This window comes from Pseudoxanthomonas sp. 22568 (assembly GCF_052044485.1).
Taxonomy (GTDB): Bacteria; Pseudomonadota; Gammaproteobacteria; order Xanthomonadales; family Xanthomonadaceae; genus Pseudoxanthomonas_A; species Pseudoxanthomonas_A beigongshangi.
Genome location: NZ_JBQENC010000007.1, coordinates 108,250 through 132,691 on the forward strand (window position 1 = coordinate 108,250; position 24,442 = coordinate 132,691).

A 24,442-nucleotide genomic window follows, 5' to 3' on the forward strand; every position below is an offset into this window, starting at 1 on the left:
CTTCATGGCGGTGATGCGGGCGGGGGAGTGTCTTCGGCGGGCGGGGCTTCTTCGGGCTTGCGATCCAGGCCGAACCAGCTGCGCCAGCCGCCGCTCTCTTCTTCCGGCGCCACCGGCGCCTCGATGACACAGGCGCTGTAGGCGGGTGCGAAGCCGGCCACGAACGGCAACTGGCGGGCACCGGGACAGCCGGGATCGGTGGTGTTGGCACCCATCACCCACTGCCAGTCCAGGCCCTTGCCGGACACGTTCAGCGGTGCGCTGGGCAGTCGCGCGAACAGGTTGGACCACACCCGCATGCCGCCGGTGGCGCCCTGCAGGCCGGTCTGTTCGTTCTTGTCGTTGCCCATCCAGACCACCGCGAGGTGATCGCCGGTGTAACCGGCATACCAGCTGTCGCGGCCATCGTTGCTGGTGCCGGTCTTGCCGGCCGACTGCAAGCGACCCAGACCGTCGCCGAGCAGCCGCCGGCCAGTACCGTTGCTGACCACTTCCTGCAGCGCCACGCTGATCAGGTTGGCGGCGATGGAATCGCCCTCCTGCGCGGGCGCGGGCGTCTTGTCGTAGCGCTTGAGCAGCTTGCCGTTGGGATCCAGCACGCCGCGCACCGCATGCAACGGCTGGATTTCGCCACCGGACGCGAGGAACTGGTATAGCTGCGCAATCGCATACGGACTCTGGTCGGTCGAACCCAGGATCAACGCGGGATTGGCGTCGGCCTTGATCCCGGCCAGCACGCGCAGCAGCTCGGCCAGCCGTTCCGGATCGACCTTCATGCCGATGCGCACGGTGGCCTGGTTGTACGAGCGCGCGAGCGCGTCGATCAGGCGCACGGTGCCATGGCTGCGATTGTCCGCGTTGCCCGGCGTCCAGCGCCGATTCTTCCCCAGTTGCACCGTCACCGGCGAATCGTCGACCCAGCTGGCCAGCGAATAGTTGTCCGGCTGCGCCAGCGCCAGCAGGTATACGAACGGCTTGAGCAGCGAGCCGACCGGACGCTGCGCCTCCACCGCGCGGTTGAAGCCCGGCTGCGACACGTCGCGGCTGCCGACCACCGCCACCACATCGCCGTCGTGCACGTCGGTCACCACCACGCCCGCCTGCAACGGCGGCCGGCGCTTGTTCTCCAGCGCCTTGATGGTGCGGGTGACCGCCCCTTCGGCATAGGCCTGCGCGGACGGCGACATGCCGGTCAGCACGGTCAGGCCAGCGCCCTGCAGCGCGCTTTCCGGATAATCACGCGCCAGTTGCCGGCGGACCAGATCCACGTAGGCCGGGAAACGGTTGGCGGCGGCCATGCCCGGGGTCTGGGTGACGCCCAGTGGCGCGGCCAGCGCGCGCTTGTATTCCTTTTCGTCGATGAGCTTCGTTTCCAGCAGCTTGCCCAGCACGAAGTCGCGACGTCCCTTCGCCCGCTCCGGATTGCGGCGCGGATCGTAATGGGAAGGCCCCTTCACCATGCCGATCAGCAGCGCGACCTGCTCGGTGGTCAGCGAATTGAGGTCGCGGCCGAACCAGAATTCCGAGCCTGCGGCAACGCCGTGGATCGCCTGGCTGCCGCGCTGGCCGAGATAGACCTGGTTGAAGTACGCCTCCAGGATCGTGCTCTTGTCGTAGCGCGCTTCCAGGATCAGCGCGAACAGGATTTCGTTGAACTTGCGCGAGGGCGTGACTTCCTTGCCGATGCCGAGCAGGCCGCTGCGCGCGAGCTGCTGGGTCAAGGTGCTGGCGCCCTGGCGGGTCTCGCCTCCGGAACGCAGGGTCACCCAGATGGCGCGCACGATGCCGCTGAGATCGATGCCGTGGTGATCCTTGAAGTCGCGGTCCTCGACCGCCTGCAGGCCGGTCACCAGCAGCAGCGGAACCTCCTTCAGCCGGACCAGCCGGCGCTCTTCCTGCTTCTGGCCGTACAGGGTCGCGATGCGGGCGGGATCCAGTCGCGCCACCTTCAGGTTCTGCCGGCGATCGGGATCGCGCACCCCGGCGACCCGGCCGCCGGACAGGCTCACCTGGACCCGGCGTGGCGCCACCTGCCCGTCCACGTCGATGAAGCCGCGGCTGGAAATGGTGAAGCGCCCACCTTCACGGGCGTAGGTGCCGGGCAGCTTGCCGGTGCCGTCATCGCGGTAGGAGGCGGCGGCCAGTTCGGTGTTCAGCGTCTGGGCATCCATCGCCACCCCGGGCGCCAGCGCGAGCGGGCGCGCGTAGACGCGCGTGGGGACCTGCCAGCGCAGCTCCCCGAACCGCTGGGTGACCTGATGGTTCAGGTACAACGTATACGGAATCAGGAATCCCAGCCCCAGGCCCAGGGCTGCCAGGCCCCAGGTGATCAGTCGCTGGCGCCAGGCCGGGCGGCCCTCGGTGTCGTCCTCGTCGTACTCGTAATCGTCTTCGTCGTCGTAGTCGGTATGGGCCACGGGGATGCGACAATGGGAATTCCGGGCAGTCTAACGCAGGGCCTGTGGGTTCGGCGCCTCGGGATCGCCCCTGCTCAGCTGGAGTTGCAAACGGAATGTCGATGTCAATGGCCGATGTGCGCTTCCTGTTCGAACGCATGCGCGGCCTGTTCCACCGCGGCATGACCAGCCTGCGGACCCGGGGCTGGCAGGCGACCTGGCTGCGCGTCAGGCGGCATTGGGCACGCGCGCCGCAGCTCCCCTCGCGGCCTCTCTACCAGCCCGCCGGCGCGCCGTTCGCCCCTTTTTCCGTTCCCCGTGCGGAGGCGCCCGCCGCCAGCATCATCATCCCGGTCTACAACCAGGCCCACCACACCCTCACCTGCCTGCGATCGCTGGCGGAGCATCCGCCCGCCTGCAGGGTGGAGATCTTGGTCGTCGACGACGGCTCAAGCGACGAGACCCGGGGCTGGATGGAGCACATCGCGGGCCTGCATTACCACCGCCGGGCGAGCAACGGCGGGTTCATCGCCGCATGCAATGACGGCGCCGCGCGGGCACGGGGAGACCTGCTGGTCTTCCTCAACAACGACACCGTGCCCCAGCCCGGCTGGCTGGATGAACTGGTGCGCACGTTCGGCGAACATCCGGATGCAGGTCTGGTGGGGGCACAGCTGATCTACCCAGACGGACGACTGCAAGAGGCTGGCGGCGTGGTGTTCTCGGATGGCTCGGCATGGAACTATGGGCGTTTCGATGCGCCGGAAGATCCCCGCTATGCCAGCCTGCGCGACGCGGACTACTGCTCCGGCGCGGCGCTGGCGGTACCAGCCTCTCTATTCCGGCAGCTTGGCGGTTTCGATACCCGCTACGCGCCGGCGTATTACGAGGACACCGACCTGGCCTTTGCCGTGCGCGCCATGGGCCGGCGGGTGCTCTATCAGCCCCGTTCGCGGGTGGTGCATCTGGAAGGCATCAGTTCGGGTACCGACACCAGCAGCGGCACCAAGGCCTACCAGGTGCGCAATCGCCATGTCTTCGCGGAAAAATGGCGGGACGTCCTGTCCACCCGGCATCTGTCCCCCGATCAGCTTCCCACGCCCGCGCTGCTGGCGCGCGGCAAGCCACAGATCCTGCTGCTGGATGCGGCGATTCCCCAACCTGATCGCGACTCCGGTTCGCTGCGGCTGGTCAATCTGATGCGGATGCTGATCGCCGAAGGCGCGCACGTGGTGTTCGTGCCGGCCGAGCCAACCGACACCGGCCGTGGACTGGAGCGGTTGCGCGCACTGGGCGTGGAAACCTGGATCGAGCCTTTCATCGGCGGCTTACCCGCTTGGCTCAAACAACACGGACACCGGTTCGACAGCGTGATGGCATCACGTCACCACGTCGCCGCGGCGGCGCTGCCGCTGGTGCGCAGGCATGCCGCGCACGCGCGCTTCCTGTTCGACACGGTGGACTTGCATTTCCTGCGAGAATCCCGCGCCGCGGAACTGGCTGGCGACAGCGCGCTGGTGCGGGCTGCCGCCGGCACCCGCCAGCGTGAACTGGATCTGATGGCGCGCAGCGATCTGACCCTGGTCGTCAGCGCGATGGAGCTGCAACTGCTGAAGGATCTGGCGCCCGACGTGCCGGTCGGGCTGCTGTCAAACCTGCACGAACCACTGGCTTCGGCACCGGGCGGCGAACAACGCGAGGATCTGGTCTTCGTCGGTGGATTCCGCCATCCGCCGAACATTGACGCGGTGCGCTGGTTCGTCAAGGACGTCTTCCCGCTGATCCGCACGCGCATTCCGGGAATCCGCTTCCATTGCATCGGCAGCGATCCACCACGCGAAATCCAGGCCCTGCACGACCACGACGGCGTGTACATCCATGGTTATGTCGAGGATCTGGACCCCTACATGAATGGCGCACGGGTGGCGGTTGCACCGCTGCGCTTCGGCGCCGGGGTCAAAGGCAAGATCAACCTGAGCATGGCGCATGGGCAACCAGTCGTCGCCACCACATGCGCCGCCGAAGGGATGCATCTTCGCAACGGGCATGACGTGATGGTGGCCGACGACGCCGCCGGATTCGCCGGCGCGGTAGTGCGCGCATACCTGGAACCCGCGCTGTGGCAGCGCCTGTCGGCCAACGGTCTGGAGAACGTGCGCCGGCACTTCTCGCTGGATGCCGCGCGCGACGCGGTCCGCGAAATATTCCGGCTGCCACAGCACTAGCGCTGCGCCTGCCGCGCCAGCCTGACCCGCTCGGCGAAATCGGACAAGCCGGGTGCGCGCGGCTCGATCCCGCGCGCCTCCTCCAGCGCCTGCGCCGCGAAGGCGACATCGCCCGCGCCCAGGCGCTCGTCGCCGACCGCGATCCATTTCTGCGCCATCCGCCGGCGCGCCTCCGCCAGGGCGGGATCGCCGGGACGGATCGTCTGCCACGCGGACAGGCAGGACTGCGCACGTCGCACCCGGTTGCCGCGCCACTCCTGTTCGAAGCACTGCTGCGCCGCCGCCAGCACGCGGGAGGCGGCACGGCGGACGCGCACGTCGTCGGGAGCCAGTGCCTGCGCCGCGCGCAACCTGTCGTAGGCGCTTTCGCCCGGTGGCGTCATCCAGTCCCCGCGAGCCTCGGCCTGGGCCATGCCCGCCAGCAGGCTTTCCACCCGGCGCTGCCGTTCGCGCGGCGGCAGCGATGGCGGCAGGCTGGCCCGGGAGGCGCGGGCGCGCGCCAGGTACTGCACGGCCTCGCCTACCGCCGGCGATTGCGGCGACAGCTCGCGCGCCTGCGCCAGCGCCGACTCGGCCTCGCTGAAGCGGTAATCGCCCGCCTGGCGCCGTGCCGATTCGGCATAGGCGGCGGCGAGCCGTTCGATGCCCTGTCGCGCGCGCGCGTCATCGCCCGCGGCGGACTGCACCGCCCGGTAGCCCTCTGTCGCCTTCGCCAGTCGCCCACGGCGCAGATCCGTATCGGCACGGCGCAGACGCTCGTCGATCGCGCGCGCCAGCGAAGCCTGCGCCGCCGGCAGATCCACATGGCCGCCGTCGTAGCCGCGCACCTGGGTGATCAGCCGGCCGGCCGCTTCCAGATCGCCGCGCGCCATCACCGTGCCGGCCTGTTGCAGCAGGTCGCTGAGGATGTCTTCGCGGGCCTCGAGTGCTTCGATGCGGTTGGGTTGCAGCGCCAGTACGCGCTGCAACAACGGCGCCGCCGCCGCGGGGTCGCCGTCGAGATGGCCGGCCGCCTGCGCCTCCAGCGCCTGTTTGAGCAGCGACTCGATGCCAGCGTCGGCGGCTTCGCGCTTGCGCAGTTGTTCGGCCACCCTGGCGGCTTCCGCGCGGGGCACCTGCAATTCGTTGGCCAGCGCGAGCGAGGTGTGCGCGGCGGCGAAGTCCCCGCGCGCGGTCGCCTGGCGGGCCTGTTCCAGCGCCGTCCGCGCCACCCGAGCCAGGCCGTCGCGGGCCTCGCTGCGGTCGCTGTCCAATGCCTGCGCGGCCTCGTAGTACTGGCGGGCGCCAGTGCCGTCGGGCGCGGTCAGCCGGCCCGAAGCGAGCGCGGCCTGGCCGTTGTCCAGCAATTGCTGGATTCGGGTGTCGGGCCAGAACAGGTTCGCCAGCGGTTGCCGGAACACCGCCAGCAGGGTCAGCAGCAGCACCACCGCCAGCGCACCCCATCGCCAGGTCCGTCGTGCCCGCCACAAGGGCGGCGCGCTGCGCGGAGGCGCGTCGTCGCCGCGGAAACGCAGATGTTCCCAGTCGGCGATCGGTTCGATCCGGCCGTCCTGGCGGGGTTGCTCGGGGCTGTGCTCGGGCATCACCGGCCCAGCATAACCATTCAGGCTGAACGTCGCGCTTCCTCCACCCCCGGCAGCGCATCGAGTTTCCCGAGCAGGGTGGACAGCTGACCGAAATCGGCGACCTTCAAGCGCAGGCGCAACTGCACCCGGCCACTGGCGCCGGCCTGGTCGCTGTTGATGCCCAGCACGTGGGCGTCCTCCTGCGCGATCAGCGTGGTGATGTCCTTGAGCAGCCATTTGCGGTCGATGGCCCGCACCTGCACGTCCACTTCGTAACCGCCACCGGTCTGGCCCCACTCCACCGGCAGCACCCGCTGCGGGTTGGAGGCGGCCAGGCGCTGGAACGCGGCACAGTCGGTCCGGTGCACGCTGACGCCGCGGCCGCGGGTCAGGTAACCGCTGATCGCCTCTCCCGGCACCGGCTGGCAGCAGCGCGCCAGTTGCACCAGCAGGTTGCCGACGCCTTCCACCGTGAACTGCGATCTGGACGGCGGCGACGGCTTGCGTCCGCCCGGCTTCCGCAGCGGCAGGCCAGGCGGCAGGCCCTGTGGAGCGGCCGGTTGCGCGGCCGCGCGCTGTTCCTCGTGCAGCGCGCGCACCACCTGGTTGGGGCCGACGTCGCCCAGGGCGATCTGGATGTGCAGTTCCTCGACGTTCTCGGCATGGAACTTCTTCGCCACGCCGGACAGGTCGGCGTGGTGCAGGCCCAGCCGCTTGAGTTCCTTCTCCAGCAATTCGCGCCCGGCCTGCAGGTTGCGCGCGCGATCGAGCTTGTGGAACCAGGCGCGCACTTTGTCGCGGGATCGACCCGAGGCGAGGAAGCCGTTGGCCGGCAGCAACCAATCGCGGCGCGGCTCACCGGTCTTGGAGGTCATGATCTCGACCCGGTCACCACTGCGCAGGGCATGGTTCAGCGGCACGATGCGGCCGTTGACCTTGGCGCCGCGGGTGCGGTGGCCGACCATCGTGTGCACGTGGTAGGCGAAGTCCAGCACGGTGCCGCCGTGCGGCAGGTCGATGACCTCGCCCTTGGGAGTCAGCACGTAGACCCGATCCTCGACCAGTTCCGAGTCCAGGTCGCCGGCCAGTCCGCCGCCTTCACCGCCTTCCTGCGACTGATCCAGCAGCCGGCGCATCCAGGCGATCTTGCGATCGAAGGCGCGGTCGCCGCCGCCTTCCTTGTAGCGCCAGTGCGCGGCCACGCCGAGTTCGGCCTGCGCGTGCATCTCGTGCGTGCGGATCTGCACTTCCAGTGTGCGGCCTTCCGGGCCGACCACGGCGGTATGCAGGGAGCGGTAGTCGTTGGCCTTGGGCCGGGCGATGTAGTCGTCGAACTCGCTTGGCACCGGCGTCCACAGCGCGTGCACGATGCCCAGCGCGGCGTAGCAGGCGCCGACGTCCTCCACGGTCACCCGCACCGCGCGCAGGTCATACAGCTCGTCGAAGGAGACCTGCTTGCGCTGCATCTTTCGCCAGATGCTGTAGATGTGCTTGGGCCGTCCGCTGATCTCCGCGACGATGCCGTGCTCGGCCAGCGCCTGGCGCAAGGTCGACTTGACCGATTCGATGTAGCGCTCGCGGCCGGCGCGCTTGTCATCCAACTGCGCGGCGATCTGCCGGTAGGTATCCGGCTCCAGGTAGCGGAAGGCCAGATCCTCAAGTTCCCACTTCAGCTGCCAGATGCCCAGCCGGTTGGCCAACGGTGCATGGATGTCGCGGGTCAGCCGCGCCAGCGCACGCCGCTGCGGGTCGTCCAGCAGGCCCGCGTTGCGCATCCGCGCCAGTTGCCGCGCCAGCAGTATCGGCACCACCCGCAGGTCGCGCACGATTGCCAACAGCAACCGGCGCAGGCCTTCGTTGTTGGCGCCACGATGCTGTTCCGCGTGCAGCGCCCAGACCTGCGCGGCCGCCTGCTGTCCTTCCAGCAGGTCGACGATGCCCGTGGGCGCGGCCTTGCGTGGTCCGGATGCCTCCGGGATCGGCGGGAGCGCGAACAGCCAGGCCGCGGCGATCACTTCACCGTCGGCGGACAATGCGGCCAGCGTCTCCAGCGTGTCGACCAGCACCGGCAGCGGATCCTGCAATGGCAGCTCCGGCCCGGGCGAGGTTTCGATGCGTGTCCGGATGGCCTGGCGCGAATCCGCCGGAAGCATCGCGGCCGAGGGCCGTTGCAGCACTTCCAGCAGAGCTTCGCGCGGGACGGAGAACACGATCGGATCCTGAGGGGGCGTCCGGTTACGTTACCCGTACACGGCGCGAACGAACAGCCTTGCGGCGGTTTCCCTTCATGCCGGCCGGTTGTCTGCTGCTAACCACGCAACGCCTGCAGCCGCTGGGCCAACTTCTTCGGGGAAACGCCGCCGCGCGCGCCCAGTTCCTGGGCGAACATCGAAACCCGCAATTCCTCCAGTTCCCAGCGCAACGCCTGCCATCCCGGCTGGCGCGCCACGCCCAGTCGCGTCGCATCGGCCAGCGCGTCGGCGAACGGTTTGATCTCCAGCATGCGGGCCTGATCCCGCGCCGGATCGCGCAGGGCGCGTTCGGCGCGCAGGCGCATGCCCTTGAGGTAACGCGGCAGTTCCGCCAGCGCTTGCGCGGGCGTGTCGCGCAGGAAGCCCGGATGCACCAGGCCGTCCAGCTGCGCGCGCAGATCGTCCAGGTTGCCGCGCGCCCAGCCCATCAACGGCGATTCCAGTTGCGGCTTGAGTTCCGCGACCGCCGACAGGATCGCCTCGGCCAGCTTCAGCCGCTCCATCGCCTCGCCGAACAGCCGGCGGCCGGCGTCGTCTCGGCGCTGCTCGAACGCGACGCGATCCCGGATCCCTTCCAGTCCGTCGGCCAGCACGGCATTGAGCGCGGCGTCGGCGATGTCCGCGCGCAGACGCTCCTTTTCGCCCGCCTTGTCGCCCTCGGCGAAGCGCTCGATGGCGGCGTAGAGCAGCCCCACCTTCGGCGCCACCGGCAACTGCTTGCGCGCCTGGCGCACGCGATCGGCCAAGGCGATTTCGAGCAGGCGGCGCACACCAGCGGGATGGGCGGCCTCGGCTTCCGCGCGGTCGGCGAATACCTGCAACGCCACGCTGTCACCGTCGTCGCGCAATGCGGGGAACGCCGGCACGCCGGCTTCGCCCGGTACCTGCAACGGGATCGGCTGGGCCGGGAACTCGCGCAACCCGCTCGCCGCCATCGCGCGGCCGGCGCGCGCGGCGAACGCCTGCCCGGCGCGTTCGCCGAAACGCGCGCGCAGTTCATCGAGATCCCGCGACTCGGCCAGGATCCGCGCCTCCCCGCCCTTGCGCGGGTCCTCGCGCAGGCGCAGGTTCATGCGCAGATGCGGTTCCAGCGCGGACTCGTCGAAGTCGGTGGCGGCCACCGTGACGCCGGTCGTGCGCGACAGGAACCGCGCCAGTTCGCCGCGGATGTCGTCGGCGGTGGCCTGCGGATACGCCTCGAAGAATGCACGCCCGAAATCCGGCGCCGGCACGTAGTTGCGCCGCATCGCCTTGGGCAGGCTGCGGATCAGGCCGGATGCCTTGTCGCCGATGAAACCCGGCGCCAGCCAGGACAGACGGGCCGGATCCAGCGCGTTGAGCAGGTGCAGCGGTACTTCCAGGGTGACGCCGTCGTCCGCCGCGCCGGGCTCGAAGCGATAGTGCAGTGGCAGGCGCGCGTCGCCGAGCGCGAAATACTTCGGGAAGCGATCCTCCTCGCTGCCCTCGCCCGGCAGCAGATCGGCCAGCGCCCACAGCAGGCGCCGACGCGCTTCCGGCAGCTGGCCCTTCCACCACGCATCCAGGCCGGCGGCGGAATGGATGTCCGGCGGAATCCGGTCCAGGTACCAGCGCGCCTGCCAGTCCTCGTCGGCCACCAGGCCGGCGCGGCGCAGCTTGGCTTCCTCCTCGCGCGCCTGTTCCAGCGTCTTCAGGTTATCGGCGACAAAGCTGGCGCGAGTGTTGATTTCGCCCGTCACCAGCGCCTGGCGGACAAAGATGTCGTGCGCTTCCACCGGCGCGATGCGGCCGTAGTGGACCGGCTTCTTCGGCGCCAGCACCAGCCCGAACAGGCTGATCTGCTCCGACGCCAGCACATGCCCCTGCGCGCGCGACCAGTGCGGGTCGAAATGCTTGCGCATCAGCAGGTGCGGGACCTCGGCGATGACCCACTCCGGTTCGATGGCGGCGTTGGTCAGGCCCCACACGCGCTGGGTATCCAGCAGGGTGGCGCTGAGCATCCACGGCGGCGGCTTCTTCGCCAGCGCCGAGCCCGGGAAAACCTGGAAGCGGCGCTGGCGCGGCGCCTGGAAATCGCCCTTCTCGCCGCGATGGCCCACCTGGGTGGGCAGGCCGGCGATCAACGCGCGGTGCAGCGCGACATACGCGGCCTGGCGCTGCTTTTCGGTGGGGCCGTCGGCCGTGCCGGGCGCGGCGGCCGCATCCGAATCGCCACGCCTGCGCACCCGCTCCGGCGCCTTGCGCGGGACGTCGCCGCTGGCCGCAGGTGTCGCTTCCAGGGTCCACCCCAGCTCCTCGCACAGCAATAACAACTGCCGATGCAGCTCGCGCCATTCGCGCATGCGCAGGAAGCCGAGGAAGTGGCGTTCGCACCAGTCGCGCAGCTTGGACTGGGTCAGATCCTCGTGGGCCTGCCGGTAGGCGTCCCAGAGTTTGACGATGCCGAGGAACTCCGAGCGGGCGTCGGCGAAGGTCGCGTGCGCGTTGTCCGCGGCCTCGCGCGCTTCCGGCGGCCGTTCGCGCGGATCCTGGATGCCCAGGAACGCCGCGATGATGATCATCTCGCGCAGGCAGCGATGCTGCTGCGCGGCCACCAGCATGCGCGCCAGCTTCACGTCCACCGGAAGGCGCGCCATCTGCCGGCCGATGGTGGTGAGCTTGCGATCCTTGTCCACCGCGCCCAGTTCGGCCAGTTGCTGCCAGCCATCGGCGATGGCGCGCTCGTCCGGCGGTTCCAGGAACGGGAAATCCTCGATCCGTCCCAGCCCCAGTTGCAGCATCCGCAGGATCACCCCGGCCAGGCTCGAACGCCGGATTTCCGGATCGGTGAACTCGGCGCGGGCCTGGAAATCGGCCTCGGCATACAGGCGATAGCAAATGCCCTCGGCGATGCGGCCGCAGCGGCCCTTGCGCTGGTTGGCGCTGGCCTGCGAGACCGGCTCGATGTGCAGGCGATCCAGCTTCTGCCGCGGGCTGTAGCGCTTGACCCGCGCGTAGCCCGGATCGACCACGTAGCGGATCCTCGGCACGGTCAGCGAGGTCTCGGCCACGTTGGTCGCCAGCACCAGCCGGCGCTTCGGGCCGGGGTTGAACACCCGGTCCTGATCCTTCGCCGACAGTCGCGCGTACAGCGGCAGCACTTCGGTCTCGCGGTACTTGCGCCGTTCCAGCGCCTGGTGGGCGTCGCGGATCTCGCGCTCGCCGGGCAGGAACATCAGCACGTCGCCGCGCGGCTCCTGGCGGGTGATCTCGTCCACCGCCGCAACGATGGCGTCGTTGACCGTGCGCTCGCCCTGCTGCTCGCCCTCGCCTTCCAGCGGCCGGTAGCGGACTTCGACCGGATAGGTCCGCCCTTCCACGCTGATCACCGGCGCGTCGTCGAAATGGCGGGAGAAGCGTTCGGTGTCGATGGTGGCCGAGGTGACGATCACCTTCAGGTCGCGGCGCTTGCGCAGCAACTGCTTGAGGTAGCCAAGCAGGAAATCGATGTTGAGGCTGCGCTCGTGCGCCTCGTCGACGATGATGGTGTCGTAGGCCGACAGCCAGCGATCGCTGGCGATTTCGGCCAGCAGGATGCCGTCGGTCATGAACTTGACCCGGGTGTTGTCGCCGACCTGGTCGGTGAAACGCACCTGGTAGCCGACCGCGTCGCCGACGCCGGTCTTCAGTTCCTCCGCGACCCGGCGCGCGACCGCGCGCGCGGCGATCCGGCGCGGCTGGGTGCAGCCGATCATGCCGGCCACCCCGCGTCCGGCCGCCAGGCAAAGCTTGGGCAACTGGGTGGTCTTGCCGGAGCCGGTCTCGCCGGCGATCACCACCACCGGATGGCGGCGGATCAGTTCGACGATGCGTTCGCCTTCACGCGCAATCGGCAGGGCTTCGTCAAGACTCACCTCCGGCACCGACGCCGCGCGCGCTTCGCGCAGCGACACCGAGCCGGCCAGCGCCTGGGCGAAGGCCTCGCGCGCGGCGGCATCGCGCGGCCGCGACTGCCAGCGCGACCAGAGTCCGTGCAGGCGTCCGCGGTCCCGGCTGAGCGCGCCGTCGATGGCGCGACGGGCGGCCTGGAGGTCGTGGTCGGGGGAAGGTTCGATAGCGTTCATCAATCCAACGGCGTGAAACGTTTTATTACCCAAACTCGTTTAGGGTAGCTATTGTGGGCCATTGATCCCCCCTCAAGGAGAATGCAGATGTCCAAGACCAAGGCGAAGACCAAGACGGCCGCCGCGCCCGCGGCCACCTCCCCGAACATCGACATCGGGATCACCACCGGTGACCGCAAGAAGATCGCCGAGGGCCTGTCGCGGTTCCTCGCCGACAGCTACACGCTGTACCTGAAGACCCACAACTTCCACTGGAACGTCACCGGCCCGATGTTCAACTCGCTGCACACCATGTTCGAGACCCAGTACACCGAACAGTGGACCGCGCTGGACGAGATCGCCGAGCGCATCCGCGCGCTGGGCTACAACGCACCGGGCTCCTATGGCGAATTCGTCCGCCTGTCCTCCATCCAGGAGGAATCCGGCGCCGATGGCGTGCCGGGTTGGCAGGGCATGGTGAAGCAGCTGGTGGCCGGCAACGAAGCGGTGTGCCGGACCGCCCGCAAGGTGCTGAAGACCGCCGACGACGCCGGCGACGACCCGTCCGTGGACCTGCTGACCCAGCGCCTGCAGACGCACGAGAAGTATGCCTGGATGCTGCGTTCGCTGCTCGAATGAGACTGCAATCGGCCGTTTGAATACGGCCTGTTGAGGACGACCCGCGNCGCGCTTATGGGGCACCCTGGCCCGAATCCGCCCTTGGTTCGTCGGCCGGGAAAATCCCGACAGGCCACTCGCGCGTCCACGGACGGCGCTCCGGGCGGTTTTCCGAGCGCCGCGCGGCCGCCCGCCTGCTACCCTATCGCCCATGTCAGAACGTCCTACGGACCTGCTGCAGCGGGTCTTCGGCTACTCCCGTTTCCGCGGCCACCAGCAGGCCATCGTCGAACAGCTCGTCTCCGGCCAGGATGCCCTGGTCCTGATGCCGACCGGCGGCGGCAAGTCGCTGTGCTACCAGATTCCCTCGCTCCTGCGCGAAGGCGTGGGCATCGTGGTGTCCCCGCTGATCGCGCTGATGCAGGACCAGGTGGAAGCACTGCGCCAGCTCGGCGTGCGCGCCGCCTTCCTCAACTCGACGCTGGACGCCGCCACCGCGGCGGACGTCGAACGCGCCCTGCTGAAGGGCGAACTGGACCTGCTGTACGTGGCCCCGGAACGGCTGCTGACGCCGCGCTTCCTGTCCCTGCTGGATCGCAGCCGGATCGCGCTGTTCGCCATCGACGAGGCGCACTGCGTCTCGGCCTGGGGCCACGATTTCCGCCGCGAGTACCTGGAACTGACGATCCTCCATGAGCGCTGGCCCGACGTGCCGCGGATCGCCCTGACCGCCACCGCCGACCCGCCCACCCAGCGCGAGATCGCCGAGCGCCTGGGCCTGACCGAGGCGCAGCGCTTCGTCAGTTCCTTCGACCGCCCCAATATCCGCTACACGGTCACCCAGAAGGACAACGCCAAGCGCCAGCTGCGCGATTTCCTCCAGGCCCACAAGGGCGAGGCCGGCATCGTCTATTGCCTGTCGCGCAAGCGGGTGGAGCAGTTCGCCGATTACCTGCTGGAGCAGGGATTCAATGCCCTGCCCTACCACGCCGGCCTGGATGCCGAAGTGCGCGCGCACCACCAGCGCCGTTTCCTGCGCGAGGAAGGCATCGTCATGGTCGCGACGATTGCCTTCGGCATGGGCATCGACAAACCGGACGTGCGCTTCGTGGCGCATGTGGACCTGCCCAAGTCGCTGGAGGGCTACTACCAGGAAACCGGACGCGCCGGCCGTGATGGCGAGGCCGCCGACGCCTGGCTGTGCTACGGGCTGGGCGACGTGGTGCTGCTGAAGCAGATGATCGAGCAGTCCGAGGCCGGCGAGGAACGCAAGCGGCTGGAGCGGCGCAAGCTGGATCAGCTGCTGGGCTACTGCGAATCCATGCAATGCCGCCGGCAGGTGCTGCTGGCCAGCTTCGGCGAAACCTATCCCCAGGAATGCGGCAACTGCGACAACTGCCTGCATCCGGCCGCCACCTGGGATGCCACCGAGGCCGCGCGGAAGGCGTTGAGTTGCGTCTATCGCAGCGGCCAGCGCTTCGGCGTGAACCACATCATCGACGTGCTGCGCGGCAGCGAGAGCGAGAAGATCCGCCAGTGCGGGCATGACCAGCTCACCACCTATGGCATCGGCCGGGATCTGGACGCCGGCACCTGGCGCAGCGTGTTCCGGCAACTGGTGTCCTCCGGCCTGCTGGAGGTCGATGCCGAAGGCTATGGCAGCCTGCGCCTGACCGAGGCGAGCCGGACCGTGCTGCGCGGCGAACGCCGCCTGCTGCTGCGCAAGGAGGCTCCGGCCCGCGAACGCGAGCGATCCCCGCGTACCGGCGTCGTGGTCTCCCCATCCGACCAGCCGCTGTTCGGCGCCCTGCGCGACCTGCGCGCGCAGTTGGCAAAGCAACAGAACGTCCCGGCCTACGTCATCTTCCACGACAGCACCCTGCGCAACATCGCCGAGCACCGGCCCGGCACCCTGGACGAACTGGCCCAGGTCGGCGGCATCGGCGGGACCAAGCTGGCCCGCTACGGCGAACAGGTGCTGGAAGCGATCCGCGCGGCCGGTTGAGGGCGGACCTCCACGGATAAAAATGCGGCCGCAGGACCCCTGCGACCGCGATGAGAGAGCACAGCTATATTGTGGTTGTTATGCGGGGAACCGCCCGGCGGACACGACGGGAATCCGCCGGAGCGGTCCGGCATGGCCATGATTCCCGCTGCGGGGAGGCAGGGCGACGCCATCAAGTCACCGTGACCTTCGTCCTAGCCGGAAAGTTCATGCCGGAAGCCAGCCTGGGTTCAAGCAGCGGCTGCTAGCGTCTGGCGACTGGCGCATGGATCGCGTACTGATCCGCATTCGACCGAGGCCCCCCATGAAGGCAATCGCCCTGCTGCTGCTAAGTCTGTTGGCTTCCGGAGGCGCCCTGGCCCAATCGGCGGAGTCCCTCGATCTCACCCTGCCCCGGCCCGCGCTCTATTCGGCCGACCCGCCCGGCACCTACTACGGCGACACCAGCGGACGCCCGGCCCGCGCGCTGCGTCCGGCGCCGGTGGCCCGCAATGCCTGCGGCAAGCCGGTCGACGAGGATGACGGCAAGGTCGATGTCTCCGGCAGCGTCGCCACCGGCATCGGCTATACCAAGGGCTATGGCAGCAGCCACTGGAACGCCGCCAACATCAACCTTTGCAAGTCCTACAACAACGACGAGGGCGAGTCCCGCGCGTTCAACCTCAACATCGGCGTGAGCCGGTACGACGGTCCTGGCTTCCATGGCTATCGACGGCTGCCCGGCGACGTGGGACCGCCGCCGCCGCGTGGCTTCGGCGGTACGCCGATGCGGCCCTGATCCGCACCGCATCACCCCCTCAAGAAAAAAGAGGCGCCTTCCGGCGCCTCTTTCGTTCGGCCTCCCACAACTCGCTCACGGCATCTCGATCGGCGCCACCATCAAATCGATCGTTTCATGGACGCGCGCGAAGTACAGCTCGTTGGAGTCCCACAGCATGGTCGGATGGAATTCGGTTCCCGCGCTGTTGACGCAGCTTCCCACGTTGACCGGATTGCCGAGCCGGCCGTTGCGCTCGATACGGCTGAGATAGATATCGACATCACCCAGCCCGTCCTGCCGGCCCACCGTGGAATACAACAGGCTGCGGCCGTCCGGCGAGATCTGCGGATTGAATTCCCACAGGTGGGAATGATCCACGCCCGGGCCGATCGACATCGCCGGGCCATAACCGCCATCCGGCTGGCGCAGGCTCCGGTAGATGTCCCACTGCCCGCGGTCGCGATCGCTGGCGAAATACAGGTTGCCGGCGCGATCCAGGCTGGCATACAGCTCGTTGTAGGGGCTGTTGACATTCGGTCCCAGATTGACCGGTTCGCTCCAGCCCGAGCCGGTGCGCTCGACCACCCAAAGGTCGTTGAGTGGATAGGGGCCCTGGTTCCCGGGCCGGTTGGACGAGAACACCAGTCGCTGGCCATCCAGCGAGACGACCGGGTCCGAATCGGCGAACTGGCCAAGGCCGGAGAACGAGGCCACGTCCGGGGTCGACCAGCCGGTCGCGGTGCGCTGGGCGGTCATGATGGTGAATAGTGCGTCGGATCCGGGCGGGCCCGGGATCTCGTTGACGTGCCAGTAGATCGTCTGCCGATCCGGAGTGAATGCCAGTCGGCCTTCATTGAGCCCAGGCGTATTGATGACTCCCGGGGCGAATACCTGGGCCGGTCCCAGGCAAACCGGCGGCGGCGGCTTGGCCGCCCAGGCCGGTAGCGCCAGGACCAATGCAACGGCGGCGGACAACGGAGCGACGTGCTTCATGGAAGTCCCTCGTGCGGATGGTGTTTTGCACTGTCCGCGCCGCCGGCCCCGGCCGCCATGCGGCTGTGACGAACGCATCGCGGCGAGTGACCAACCGCTTTCCCGCGCGCGCATCCGGGTCAGGAGGCCTGCCGGTCAGGGAATGCCATTGCCGCCATGTCGGCGGAAACCCGGCCGCGCTTCCAGCCGATGCAGGTAGGCGGTCACCGCCGGCATTTCCGGACGCTCCATCGGGGTCATCTTCCAGCGGTTGACCGACAGCCCCACCACGATGTCCGCCACGGTGAAGGCATCGCCGGCAACATGCGCGCCGGTCCTGGCCAGCTGCGCATCGAGGATACCCATCCGCCGGTTCCACTCCCGCACGCTGGCTTCGATTTGCGCGGGATCGGCGTGCTCGGGACTCTGTCGCACCCGTGCCATGAAGGCGTAGCGCCAGGCGTTGTTGAGTTCCGTGGCCTGCCAGTCCATCCATTGCTCGACCCTGGCCCTCTCGGCCGGCGCCCGTGGCAGCAGATCGTCGCGTTGCTCGCGGCCGGCCAGGTAGCGGCAGATCGTGTTCGACTCCCATAGCACCTGCCCGCCATCGCGGATCACCGGCACCAGCGCGTTGGGATTCAACGCCAGGAATTCGGGTTCCGAAGTGGAGCGGTGGCCGCTGCCCCACTCCTCCAGCTCGAAGGGCAAGCCGAGTTCCTCGCACAGCCAGAGCACTTTGCGGACGTTGATGGAGGTCGACTTTCCCAGGATTTTCAACATGATTCGTGTCCGTACGCCCGCCGGGCGCGGGCACGCTACCTTAGCGCCCCGGAGCCTGCTGCCGCACCCGGCGGCGCAGGCCATCGCGTGCCAAGGCGGATCCGCTTAAAATCCGCCCAGCCCGTGGCAAACGGGCAGGGGGAACTCACATTGTGTTGAAGGAAGCAATGCCGGAACAGACGCAGAACCCATACAGCGAGAACTGGTTCGATCACAACATCCCGCACTGGCAGCAATGGCTGGGCGGTTTCCGTGATCGGCCAGGCATCCGTGCGCTGGAAATTGGCAGTTTCGAAGGTCGCTCCACGCTGTGGCTGTGCCAGCACATCCTCACCGGCGTGGGCGCACGCGTCGATTGCGTCGATTTGTTCGCCCCCGATCCCGTTTATGGCGACTACCACGCGCGGTTCCGTCAAAACACGGCCGCCTTCGCCGATCGGATCACCGAGCATCCGGGTTACAGCTTCGATTCATTGCGCCGGATCGAAGGCGAGTTCGATTTCATCTACATCGACGGCTGGCATTCTGCTTTCGGCGCACTTGCCGATGGCGTGATGACCTGGCCACTGCTGAAGGTCGGCGGCGTGATGATCTTCGACGACTATCTGTGGGTTCCGCCGAAGCAGGCGCCCCGCAAGCCGAACGCACTGGTGCGCAACTGGGCCAAGCTGCGGGGGCGCGACTGGCGCCGCGACGCACTGGAACGCCAGATCGCCAGCGTTCCCACGGAAACGCCCAAGCTGGGTGTCGACGGCATGCTCGCCACGTTGGCGGGACACTACGAACTGCTCGGCGTGACCAACCAGTTGGCGATACGCAAGACCCGCGGCTTCACCTTGGGGCAAGTCGGATACGACACCTGAGCGTTCGATGCCTGGATGAAACAAGGCCCGGCCACGTGCCGGGCTTTTTTCATCCAATGACGACTCCTCGAAACGTGGATGGCATCGGCGCCATTCCTGAATCTGCTTGACATCCGTTTCACGGACACACTCGCACGCTCGGCTCCCGTCAAGACGACGATACTGCTGAGCCCGCCATGGACATGCGCATCATCATGCGGCAGTTCCCTACGTTGTTTCTGGTTCGCACGGCACTCGCACTGCTTGCCGTCGCAATCCCGCTCTCCAGCCAGGCCGCCCGCCTCGAGTACGTGACCGCAGTCGACGGCACCATCACCGACGTCACCCCGCAACGCATCCTGTTCTTCGTCATCGAGGATGGCCGGCCACTGCTGAAGGTCTACAACCGCGCGACGGGGAGCCTGCGCACGGTCCCGGATCCGACAGGCCATACGCCGGGTTACGAAAAGCTGACCGCGCGTGGCGTGGTGTACGGGATCACCGAGGACGACGAAACGTCGGTGTACGAATGGAACGGCGCCGCCGCGCCGTTGGGAAATGATGGAACGCCACGTGGCATGCGCGTCAGTCCGAACAACAAGCGCTATGTCATCTGGCCGACCTGGCGCCCGGGACGCTACCTGAACCTGCGCGACGTGATGCTCTACAAGGACACCCTGGTCGGCAACGGCCGCGTCGCCGATCTGGCCGATGTCGGCGACGGAGGCGAAGTCGTCTACACCGAAGGGCCGGCGCCCTACAACGTGTTCCGCTACCGGGCCGGGCAGACCGTGCAACTGACCCACGATCCGACCTATTCGCACTTCAATCCGTTGACCGACGGCATCAACGTGATCTACCGCAAGCAGGTGTCGACCACGGCCTCGCAGATCGTCTTGTACAACGACAATCTCGGCGAAGTGATCCTGCGCGATGCCAGCAGCGACTACTTCACGCCCCGCGCGGACTATTTCCCCAGCAGTGGATGGGTCGGTTTCACTCGTTTGAACACCGTGAACGGCAACACCGTCAGGCAGGTCTGGCTGCGCTCTCCGCAGGGCCAGCTGACGGCGGTCTCGCGGGCGGATGCGGACGCATCGATCCATGCGATCGCGGGGGGCCAGGTGATGTTCGTCAGCAATGGCTATCTCTACCTGGGACGGCCCGGCGCGGCGCCCGTGCTGGTTTCACCCTTTGCCGAAGGCACCGGCGGTGCTTGGCTGCAGGGCAGCTGGTACGTGTACTTCGGCGGCACCCTGTACCGGGTGGTGTTGTAGCCGCAACGGTCCAGCCCGCCCGCATGCAGCAGGTGGAGCCGCTGCACGGGAGGGGAGCCCTTCATGGGGTTCCCCAAGGTCCTTCCTGCCCGCCTGCCAGTGTTCCGCGACCACGAAAAAAGGCGCTCGCGCGCCTTCAACCGTCTGCATCGAAATGGTGGGCCGTGAAGGATTCGAACCTTCGACCAAAAGATTAAAAGTCTTCTGCTCTACCGACTGAGCTAACGGCCCATGCACCCGGCGTTGCGCCGGGGTGCGAATTCTAACCCAGCTTGGGGGCGGCTGAAAAATCCGGGGTTCAGGCGTATCGGGTCGGGTCGGCCACGCCGGCATCGGCAAAACCCGCTGCGCGCAGGCGGCAGGCGTCGCAGTGGCCGCAGGCGCGGCCCTGTTCGTCGGCCTGGTAGCACGAGACCGTCTCCGAGAAGTCCACGCCCAGGCGCAGGCCCTCGCGCACGATGTCGTCCTTGCCCATCCTCATCAGCGGCGCGTGCACGCGCAGGCCCGCGCCTTCCACGCCGGCCTTGGTGGCCAGGTTGGCGAGTTTCTCGAAGGCCTCGATGAATTCCGGCCGGCAATCGGGATAGCCGGAGTAATCGACCGCGTTGACGCCACAGAAGATGTCCGCCGCGCCCAGCACCTCGGCCCAGCCCAGCGCCACCGACAGCATGATGGTGTTGCGGGCCGGCACGTAGGTCACCGGAATCCCGCCGCCGCCGGCTTCAGGCACGTCGATGTCGTCGGTGAGCGCGGATCCGCCGATGCTGCGCAGGTCGACATGCACGGTCTTGTGCGCGACCGCGCCCAGCGAACGCGCGACCCGGTCCGCGGCTTCCAGCTCCGAGGTGTGGCGCTGGCCATAGCGCACGCTCAGCGCATGCACGGCATAGCCCTGCTCGCGGGCGATGGCGACGACGACGGCGGAATCCATGCCACCTGAGAGAAGAACGACGGCTTTTTTCATGGGGAATCGGGAATCGGGAATCGGGAATCGGGAATCGGGAATCGGGAATCGGGAATCGGGAATCGGGAAAAGCATCCGGCTTTCGCCCATTTTTACAACGCTTCTCGACAGCCGAGTGGCTGGTCAAAGGGCTACGGGGGATTTTCGCGCGACGCACCAGGCCGCGCACGTACGCCCATCGCTACCGGCCCGGCTCGTCGTTCCAGAGCAGCTTGTGCAATTGCATCTGGAAACGTACCGGCAGCCGATCCTCGACGATCCAGTCGGCCAGCTGGCGCGGCTCCAGTTCGGACTTGGAAGGCGAAAACAGCACGTCACAGCGCTCGGCGAGCCGGTGCTCGGCCACCATCCCGCGCGCCCAGTCGTAGTCGGTGCGTCCGCACAGGACGAACTTCACCTGATCGCGCGGGGTCAGCAGTGGCAGGTTCTCCAGCCGGTTGCGGGCCATTTCACGCGAGCCGGGGGTCTTCAGGTCGACCACCCGCGAAACCCGCGAATCGACCTCCGCAATGTCGAGCGCGCCGGAAGTCTCAAGCGAGACGTCGTAGCCCGCGTCGCAGAGCCGGCGCAGCAGGATCAGGCAGCGCTTCTGGGACAGTGGTTCGCCGCCGGTCACACAGACATGGCGGACACCGTGGCGGGCGACTTCGGCCAGGATCGCATCGATGTCCCACCACTGGCCGCCATAGAACGCGTACTCGGTATCGCAGTACTGGCAACGCAGCGGGCAGCCGGTCAGGCGCACGAACACCGTGGGCCAGCCGGCGGTGTTGGCCTCGCCCTGCAGGGACAGGAAGATTTCCGTCAGCTTCAGGCGTTCCTGGGCAACGGGCTCGGACGTGGGGACGGCGTTCATGACGGCACATTATCGCCTGTCGGCGCGGCGGCCGTCGGGCGGTGGGGGTGGATTGCGTTCAGCGACGGCCGCGGCCGGGGGCGCGTGCCGTTCCGACCGCGGACCGCGGCCGGCCTTTCCCTTGCACGGACTCAGCGCAGTCGGCCGAGCTGGATGGCCTTCAGTCGATCGTCGGCGGTACGGGCGACATCGCTGCCGGGATAGCGGCTGACCACGTCGGCCAGGGTGCGCTCGGCGGCGTCGACCTTGCCCAGGCCGTATTCGCACAGGCCCAGCTTGAGCAGCGAACCCGGAGCCTTGTCGTGGGTGGGATAGCGCTCCATCAGCGCGCGGAACTGCTCCGCGGCCAACGCGTAATTCTGGGTGACGTAGTAGCTCTCGCCCAGCCAGTACAGCGCGTTGGGCGCGTAGACTCCGCTGGGATACGCCTGCAGGAAGGCCGTGAACAGCTGGGCGGAGCCGACATAGTCGCCGGACTTCAGCTTGTCGAACGCCTGGTTGTAGGCGGTACGTTCATCCCCGGCCTGGGCCAGGGATCCGGGATCGCCATGCACGGAGGGCGCCGGTTCGACATTGGCGGCCACCGGCGGGGTCGTGGGCGGGGTGCCGCCGCTACTGCTGGTCGCGGGCACCGCCACGGGCGGCGCGGCACCGCCTTCCATGCGGTTCAGCCGGCCATCCAGATCCAGGTACTGATCACGATTGCGCTGCTGGAACTCCTGCAGATCGTGCTGGAGCTTCTCGATCTGCGCACGCAGTTCGCGGATTTCGCCTTCCTGCTGACTCAGGCGGTTCAACAATTCCATGTTGGCCTGGGAATTGTTGGCCTTGGCCTCCAGCGCCGCGACGCGGTCCGCCAGACTCTGGCGTTGCGCCCAGGCGGGAGCGGCGGCCACCAGGACCGCCGCCGTGACCAGCAGGAAACGCTTGCCGATCGACATCGCGCTCATCGCTTACTTGGCGGTGTAGACGATCTCGACGCGACGGTTCTGCGCCCAGCACGACTCGTTGGATTCGGTGCAGATCGGACGCTCTTCACCGTAGCTCACCACGCTCAGCTGGCTGCCGGAGCCGCCGTTGGCCTGCAGCGCGGACGACACGGCGTTGCCACGGCGCTCGCCCAGACCCTGGTTGTAGGCGCGGCTGCCGCGCTCGTCGGCATGGCCTTCCAGGGTGATGCGCGAGGACGGACGGTCACGCAGGTACTTGGCGTGGCAGCCCATGATGGCCTGGAATTCCGGCTTCAGCGAATCCTGGTCCAGATCGAAGTACACCACGCGCTGGCGCAGGCAGGCGTCGGTGTCCAGGTCGTTCGGGCCGTAGACGCCGGAAGTGGTGGGCTCGGTCGGGGTGGTCGGGACGGTGGTGGTGGTGTCGGTCGGCTGGGTTTCCTTCACAGCCTTCTTGCAACCGGCCAGCACGGCCACGGACATCAGGGACAGCATCAAAACGCGGGCAGTATTGTTCATCGTCATTCCTTCGGCTTCTCGCAGGGATGGGGGTAAAACCGTAGACGTTATCTTAACGCTTTGCGCGGTACGGCGACCATGCCGGCTCGCGCACATCGCCATCGGCCAGCACCAGGCGCTGGCGGACCCGGCCGTCGGCGGAGACCGCATACAGTACGCCTCTTCCACCTTCGCGGGCGGCATACAGGACCATGCTGGCGTTGGGCGCGAAGCTGGGGGACTCGTCCAGCGAGCCCGGCGACAGGGTGGACCAGCGCGGCGAGCCCAGGCTGCGATCCATCAGGGCGATGCGGTAGGTATTGCCGCTGCCCTGCGCCACGGCGATCTTCTTGCCATCGTAGGAGATCTTCGCCGAGGCGTTGTAGCTGCCTTCGAACGTTACCCGGCTCGCGGAACCGCCGCTGGCCGGCACCTGGTAGATCTGCGGACGGCCGCCGCGATCGGAGGTGAAGTAGATGCTGCCGCCATCCGGGCTCCAGACCGGCTCGGTGTCGATGCTGGACTGGTTGGTCAGCTGGCGCAGCTGCCGGCTGGCGATGTCCATCACGTAGATTTCCGGATTGCCACTGCGCGACAGGGTCAGCGCCAGCCGGTTGCCATCCGGCGAGAACGACGGCGAACCATTGATGCCGCGGAAGCCCGAGACCTTCTGGCGTGCGCCGGTGGTGATGTCCTGGACGAACACGGCCGAGTTGCCGCCCTCGTAGCTCACATAGGCCAGTCGACGGCCATCGGGAGCCCACGACGGCGACAGCAGCGGCTCGGAGGAGCGCACCACGGTCTGCGGGTTGAAACCGTCGGAGTCGGCGATCATCAGCGCATAGCGCGCGCCCTTGCCTGCGCCGCTGGCGGTGACGTAGGCGATGCGGGTCCAGAACGCACCCGGGATGCCGAGGATCTTCTCGTAGATGGCGTCGGCCATCTGGTGGGCGACATCGCGCATGGCGTTGGCGCGCGCGGTCATCGCCAGTCCCAGCAGGCGCTCCTGCTTGGCCACGTCGAACAGTTCGTACTCGACCCGGTAGCCGCCGTCACCGGCGTCGACCACGCGGCCCACCACCAGATAGTCCTGCTTGAGCGCGCGCCAGGTCGGATACTGGACCTCGCTGCCACGGGTCGGGCGTTCGACGATGCTGGCCTCCGGCAGGGTGCGGAAGGAGCCGGAACGCTCCAGGTCCGCGCGCACCACGCCGGCCACGTCGGTCTGCGGGGCGCCCGCCGAGCCCTGGTACGGCATCGGCACGATGGTGATGGGCAGCGCCGAGGCATTGCCGCCGATGATGTCGATGTCCAGCCCACGCTCCTGGGCGGCAGCGGCGAACGACAGCAGCAGGAGGGTCAGGGCGGAAAGCCAGCGCGGCAGTTTTTTCATGGCAGGTCGGGGGTTCTCGGTCTGTCTG

Annotated in this window: 17 protein-coding genes and 1 tRNA gene; 6 read left to right on the forward strand and 12 right to left on the reverse strand. The window is 68.0% G+C overall.

Annotated features, from left to right (window positions below; all coding sequences use genetic code 11):
- Nucleotides 1–2 precede the first annotated feature (2 nt).
- Complete coding sequence (gene mrcB, locus ACTJI2_RS10875) at nucleotides 3–2,423, reverse strand: penicillin-binding protein 1B (RefSeq protein WP_440842152.1); 2,421 nt, start codon at nucleotides 2,421–2,423, stop codon at nucleotides 3–5.
- 89 nt (nucleotides 2,424–2,512) lie between these two features.
- Here mrcB and ACTJI2_RS10880 point away from each other — a divergent pair, with 89 nt between their 5' ends.
- Nucleotides 2,513–4,621: a glycosyltransferase gene (locus tag ACTJI2_RS10880; RefSeq protein ID WP_440842084.1), complete on the forward strand. Its 2,109-nt coding sequence runs from the start codon at nucleotides 2,513–2,515 to the stop codon at nucleotides 4,619–4,621.
- On the opposite strand, the gene ACTJI2_RS10885 is transcribed toward ACTJI2_RS10880, so the two are convergent.
- The 3 genes from ACTJI2_RS10885 to hrpA form a co-directional block, all read right to left on the reverse strand.
- Entirely contained in the window at nucleotides 4,618–6,204 is a 1,587-nt protein-coding gene (locus ACTJI2_RS10885) for a hypothetical protein (RefSeq protein WP_318287671.1), read from the reverse strand. The genes ACTJI2_RS10880 and ACTJI2_RS10885 overlap by 4 nt on opposite strands.
- Before the next feature lie 20 nt (nucleotides 6,205–6,224).
- On the reverse strand, nucleotides 6,225–8,339 hold the full coding sequence (locus ACTJI2_RS10890; protein ID WP_318289380.1) for a bifunctional (p)ppGpp synthetase/guanosine-3',5'-bis(diphosphate) 3'-pyrophosphohydrolase: 2,115 nt from the start codon (nucleotides 8,337–8,339) through the stop codon (nucleotides 6,225–6,227).
- A gap of 155 nt (nucleotides 8,340–8,494) precedes the next feature.
- Nucleotides 8,495–12,520 (reverse strand): ATP-dependent RNA helicase HrpA, encoded by a 4,026-nt coding sequence (hrpA, locus tag ACTJI2_RS10895; RefSeq protein WP_440842085.1) that lies wholly within the window; start codon nucleotides 12,518–12,520, stop codon nucleotides 8,495–8,497.
- Nucleotides 12,521–12,601: 81 nt separating this feature from the next.
- On the opposite strand from hrpA, the gene ACTJI2_RS10900 reads away from it, so the two are divergent.
- The 3 genes from ACTJI2_RS10900 to ACTJI2_RS10910 all read left to right on the forward strand — a co-directional run bounded on the left by ACTJI2_RS10900 (nucleotide 12,602) and on the right by ACTJI2_RS10910 (nucleotide 15,900).
- The gene (locus tag ACTJI2_RS10900; RefSeq protein ID WP_183638902.1) at nucleotides 12,602–13,138 is read left to right on the forward strand and encodes a Dps family protein; all 537 of its coding nucleotides are present in this window, start codon (nucleotides 12,602–12,604) and stop codon (nucleotides 13,136–13,138) included.
- A 190-nt stretch (nucleotides 13,139–13,328) separates the two neighbouring features.
- Nucleotides 13,329–15,122 (forward strand): DNA helicase RecQ, encoded by a 1,794-nt coding sequence (gene recQ, locus ACTJI2_RS10905; protein ID WP_318287673.1) that lies wholly within the window; start codon nucleotides 13,329–13,331, stop codon nucleotides 15,120–15,122.
- A gap of 304 nt (nucleotides 15,123–15,426) precedes the next feature.
- Nucleotides 15,427–15,900 (forward strand): hypothetical protein, encoded by a 474-nt coding sequence (locus tag ACTJI2_RS10910; protein WP_318287674.1) that lies wholly within the window; start codon nucleotides 15,427–15,429, stop codon nucleotides 15,898–15,900.
- A 75-nt stretch (nucleotides 15,901–15,975) separates the two neighbouring features.
- On the opposite strand, the gene ACTJI2_RS10915 is transcribed toward ACTJI2_RS10910, so the two are convergent.
- Both ACTJI2_RS10915 and ACTJI2_RS10920 read right to left on the reverse strand, forming a co-directional pair.
- Nucleotides 15,976–16,875, reverse strand: coding sequence for a TolB family protein (locus tag ACTJI2_RS10915; protein ID WP_318287675.1), 900 nt, complete (start codon nucleotides 16,873–16,875; stop codon nucleotides 15,976–15,978).
- A 135-nt stretch (nucleotides 16,876–17,010) separates the two neighbouring features.
- The gene (locus tag ACTJI2_RS10920; protein WP_318287676.1) at nucleotides 17,011–17,634 is read right to left on the reverse strand and encodes a glutathione S-transferase family protein; all 624 of its coding nucleotides are present in this window, start codon (nucleotides 17,632–17,634) and stop codon (nucleotides 17,011–17,013) included.
- A gap of 167 nt (nucleotides 17,635–17,801) precedes the next feature.
- Between ACTJI2_RS10920 and ACTJI2_RS10925 the strand changes: the two genes are divergently transcribed.
- Both ACTJI2_RS10925 and ACTJI2_RS10930 read left to right on the forward strand, forming a co-directional pair.
- Nucleotides 17,802–18,497: a class I SAM-dependent methyltransferase gene (locus ACTJI2_RS10925; protein WP_318287677.1), complete on the forward strand. Its 696-nt coding sequence runs from the start codon at nucleotides 17,802–17,804 to the stop codon at nucleotides 18,495–18,497.
- Nucleotides 18,498–18,673: 176 nt separating this feature from the next.
- On the forward strand, nucleotides 18,674–19,753 hold the full coding sequence (locus ACTJI2_RS10930; RefSeq protein ID WP_440842088.1) for a hypothetical protein: 1,080 nt from the start codon (nucleotides 18,674–18,676) through the stop codon (nucleotides 19,751–19,753).
- Between the two features lie 155 nt (nucleotides 19,754–19,908).
- Here the strand turns inward: ACTJI2_RS10930 and ACTJI2_RS10935 are convergent.
- The 6 genes from ACTJI2_RS10935 to tolB all read right to left on the reverse strand — a co-directional run bounded on the left by ACTJI2_RS10935 (nucleotide 19,909) and on the right by tolB (nucleotide 24,414).
- Nucleotides 19,909–19,984, reverse strand: a tRNA-Lys gene (locus ACTJI2_RS10935).
- Between the two features lie 67 nt (nucleotides 19,985–20,051).
- Complete coding sequence (gene queC / locus ACTJI2_RS10940) at nucleotides 20,052–20,717, reverse strand: 7-cyano-7-deazaguanine synthase QueC (protein ID WP_183638925.1); 666 nt, start codon at nucleotides 20,715–20,717, stop codon at nucleotides 20,052–20,054.
- Between the two features lie 181 nt (nucleotides 20,718–20,898).
- Entirely contained in the window at nucleotides 20,899–21,573 is a 675-nt protein-coding gene (gene queE / locus ACTJI2_RS10945; protein WP_183638926.1) for a 7-carboxy-7-deazaguanine synthase QueE, read from the reverse strand.
- Between the two features lie 131 nt (nucleotides 21,574–21,704).
- Nucleotides 21,705–22,514, reverse strand: a complete 810-nt coding sequence (gene ybgF, locus ACTJI2_RS10950) for a tol-pal system protein YbgF (protein WP_440842153.1) — start codon at nucleotides 22,512–22,514, stop codon at nucleotides 21,705–21,707.
- Nucleotides 22,515–22,526: 12 nt separating this feature from the next.
- Entirely contained in the window at nucleotides 22,527–23,042 is a 516-nt protein-coding gene (pal, locus tag ACTJI2_RS10955) for a peptidoglycan-associated lipoprotein Pal (RefSeq protein WP_141455750.1), read from the reverse strand.
- A gap of 52 nt (nucleotides 23,043–23,094) precedes the next feature.
- The gene (tolB, locus tag ACTJI2_RS10960) at nucleotides 23,095–24,414 is read right to left on the reverse strand and encodes a Tol-Pal system beta propeller repeat protein TolB (RefSeq protein ID WP_183638928.1); all 1,320 of its coding nucleotides are present in this window, start codon (nucleotides 24,412–24,414) and stop codon (nucleotides 23,095–23,097) included.
- Nucleotides 24,415–24,442 lie beyond the last annotated feature (28 nt).

Excerpts from the sequence above, each read along its gene's own strand:
- ACTJI2_RS10925 (WP_318287677.1), top strand. The coding sequence starts at position 17,802 with ATGCCGGAACAGACGCAGAACCCATACAGCGAGAACTGGTTCGATCAC.
- ybgF (WP_440842153.1), bottom strand. The coding sequence starts at position 22,514 with ATGTCGATCGGCAAGCGTTTCCTGCTGGTCACGGCGGCGGTCCTGGTG.
- ACTJI2_RS10885 (WP_318287671.1), bottom strand. The coding sequence starts at position 6,204 with ATGCCCGAGCACAGCCCCGAGCAACCCCGCCAGGACGGCCGGATCGAA.
- ACTJI2_RS10915 (WP_318287675.1), bottom strand. The coding sequence starts at position 16,875 with ATGAAGCACGTCGCTCCGTTGTCCGCCGCCGTTGCATTGGTCCTGGCG.
- ACTJI2_RS10890 (WP_318289380.1), bottom strand. The coding sequence starts at position 8,339 with ATGCTTCCGGCGGATTCGCGCCAGGCCATCCGGACACGCATCGAAACC.
- ACTJI2_RS10930 (WP_440842088.1), top strand. The coding sequence starts at position 18,674 with ATGGACATGCGCATCATCATGCGGCAGTTCCCTACGTTGTTTCTGGTT.
- hrpA (WP_440842085.1), bottom strand. The coding sequence starts at position 12,520 with ATGAACGCTATCGAACCTTCCCCCGACCACGACCTCCAGGCCGCCCGT.
- recQ (WP_318287673.1), top strand. The coding sequence starts at position 13,329 with ATGTCAGAACGTCCTACGGACCTGCTGCAGCGGGTCTTCGGCTACTCC.
- tolB (WP_183638928.1), bottom strand. The coding sequence starts at position 24,414 with ATGAAAAAACTGCCGCGCTGGCTTTCCGCCCTGACCCTCCTGCTGCTG.
- ACTJI2_RS10920 (WP_318287676.1), bottom strand. The coding sequence starts at position 17,634 with ATGTTGAAAATCCTGGGAAAGTCGACCTCCATCAACGTCCGCAAAGTG.
- queE (WP_183638926.1), bottom strand. The coding sequence starts at position 21,573 with ATGAACGCCGTCCCCACGTCCGAGCCCGTTGCCCAGGAACGCCTGAAG.
- ACTJI2_RS10910 (WP_318287674.1), top strand. The coding sequence starts at position 15,427 with ATGAAGGCAATCGCCCTGCTGCTGCTAAGTCTGTTGGCTTCCGGAGGC.
- ACTJI2_RS10880 (WP_440842084.1), top strand. The coding sequence starts at position 2,513 with ATGTCGATGTCAATGGCCGATGTGCGCTTCCTGTTCGAACGCATGCGC.
- queC (WP_183638925.1), bottom strand. The coding sequence starts at position 20,717 with ATGAAAAAAGCCGTCGTTCTTCTCTCAGGTGGCATGGATTCCGCCGTC.
- ACTJI2_RS10900 (WP_183638902.1), top strand. The coding sequence starts at position 12,602 with ATGCAGATGTCCAAGACCAAGGCGAAGACCAAGACGGCCGCCGCGCCC.
- pal (WP_141455750.1), bottom strand. The coding sequence starts at position 23,042 with ATGAACAATACTGCCCGCGTTTTGATGCTGTCCCTGATGTCCGTGGCC.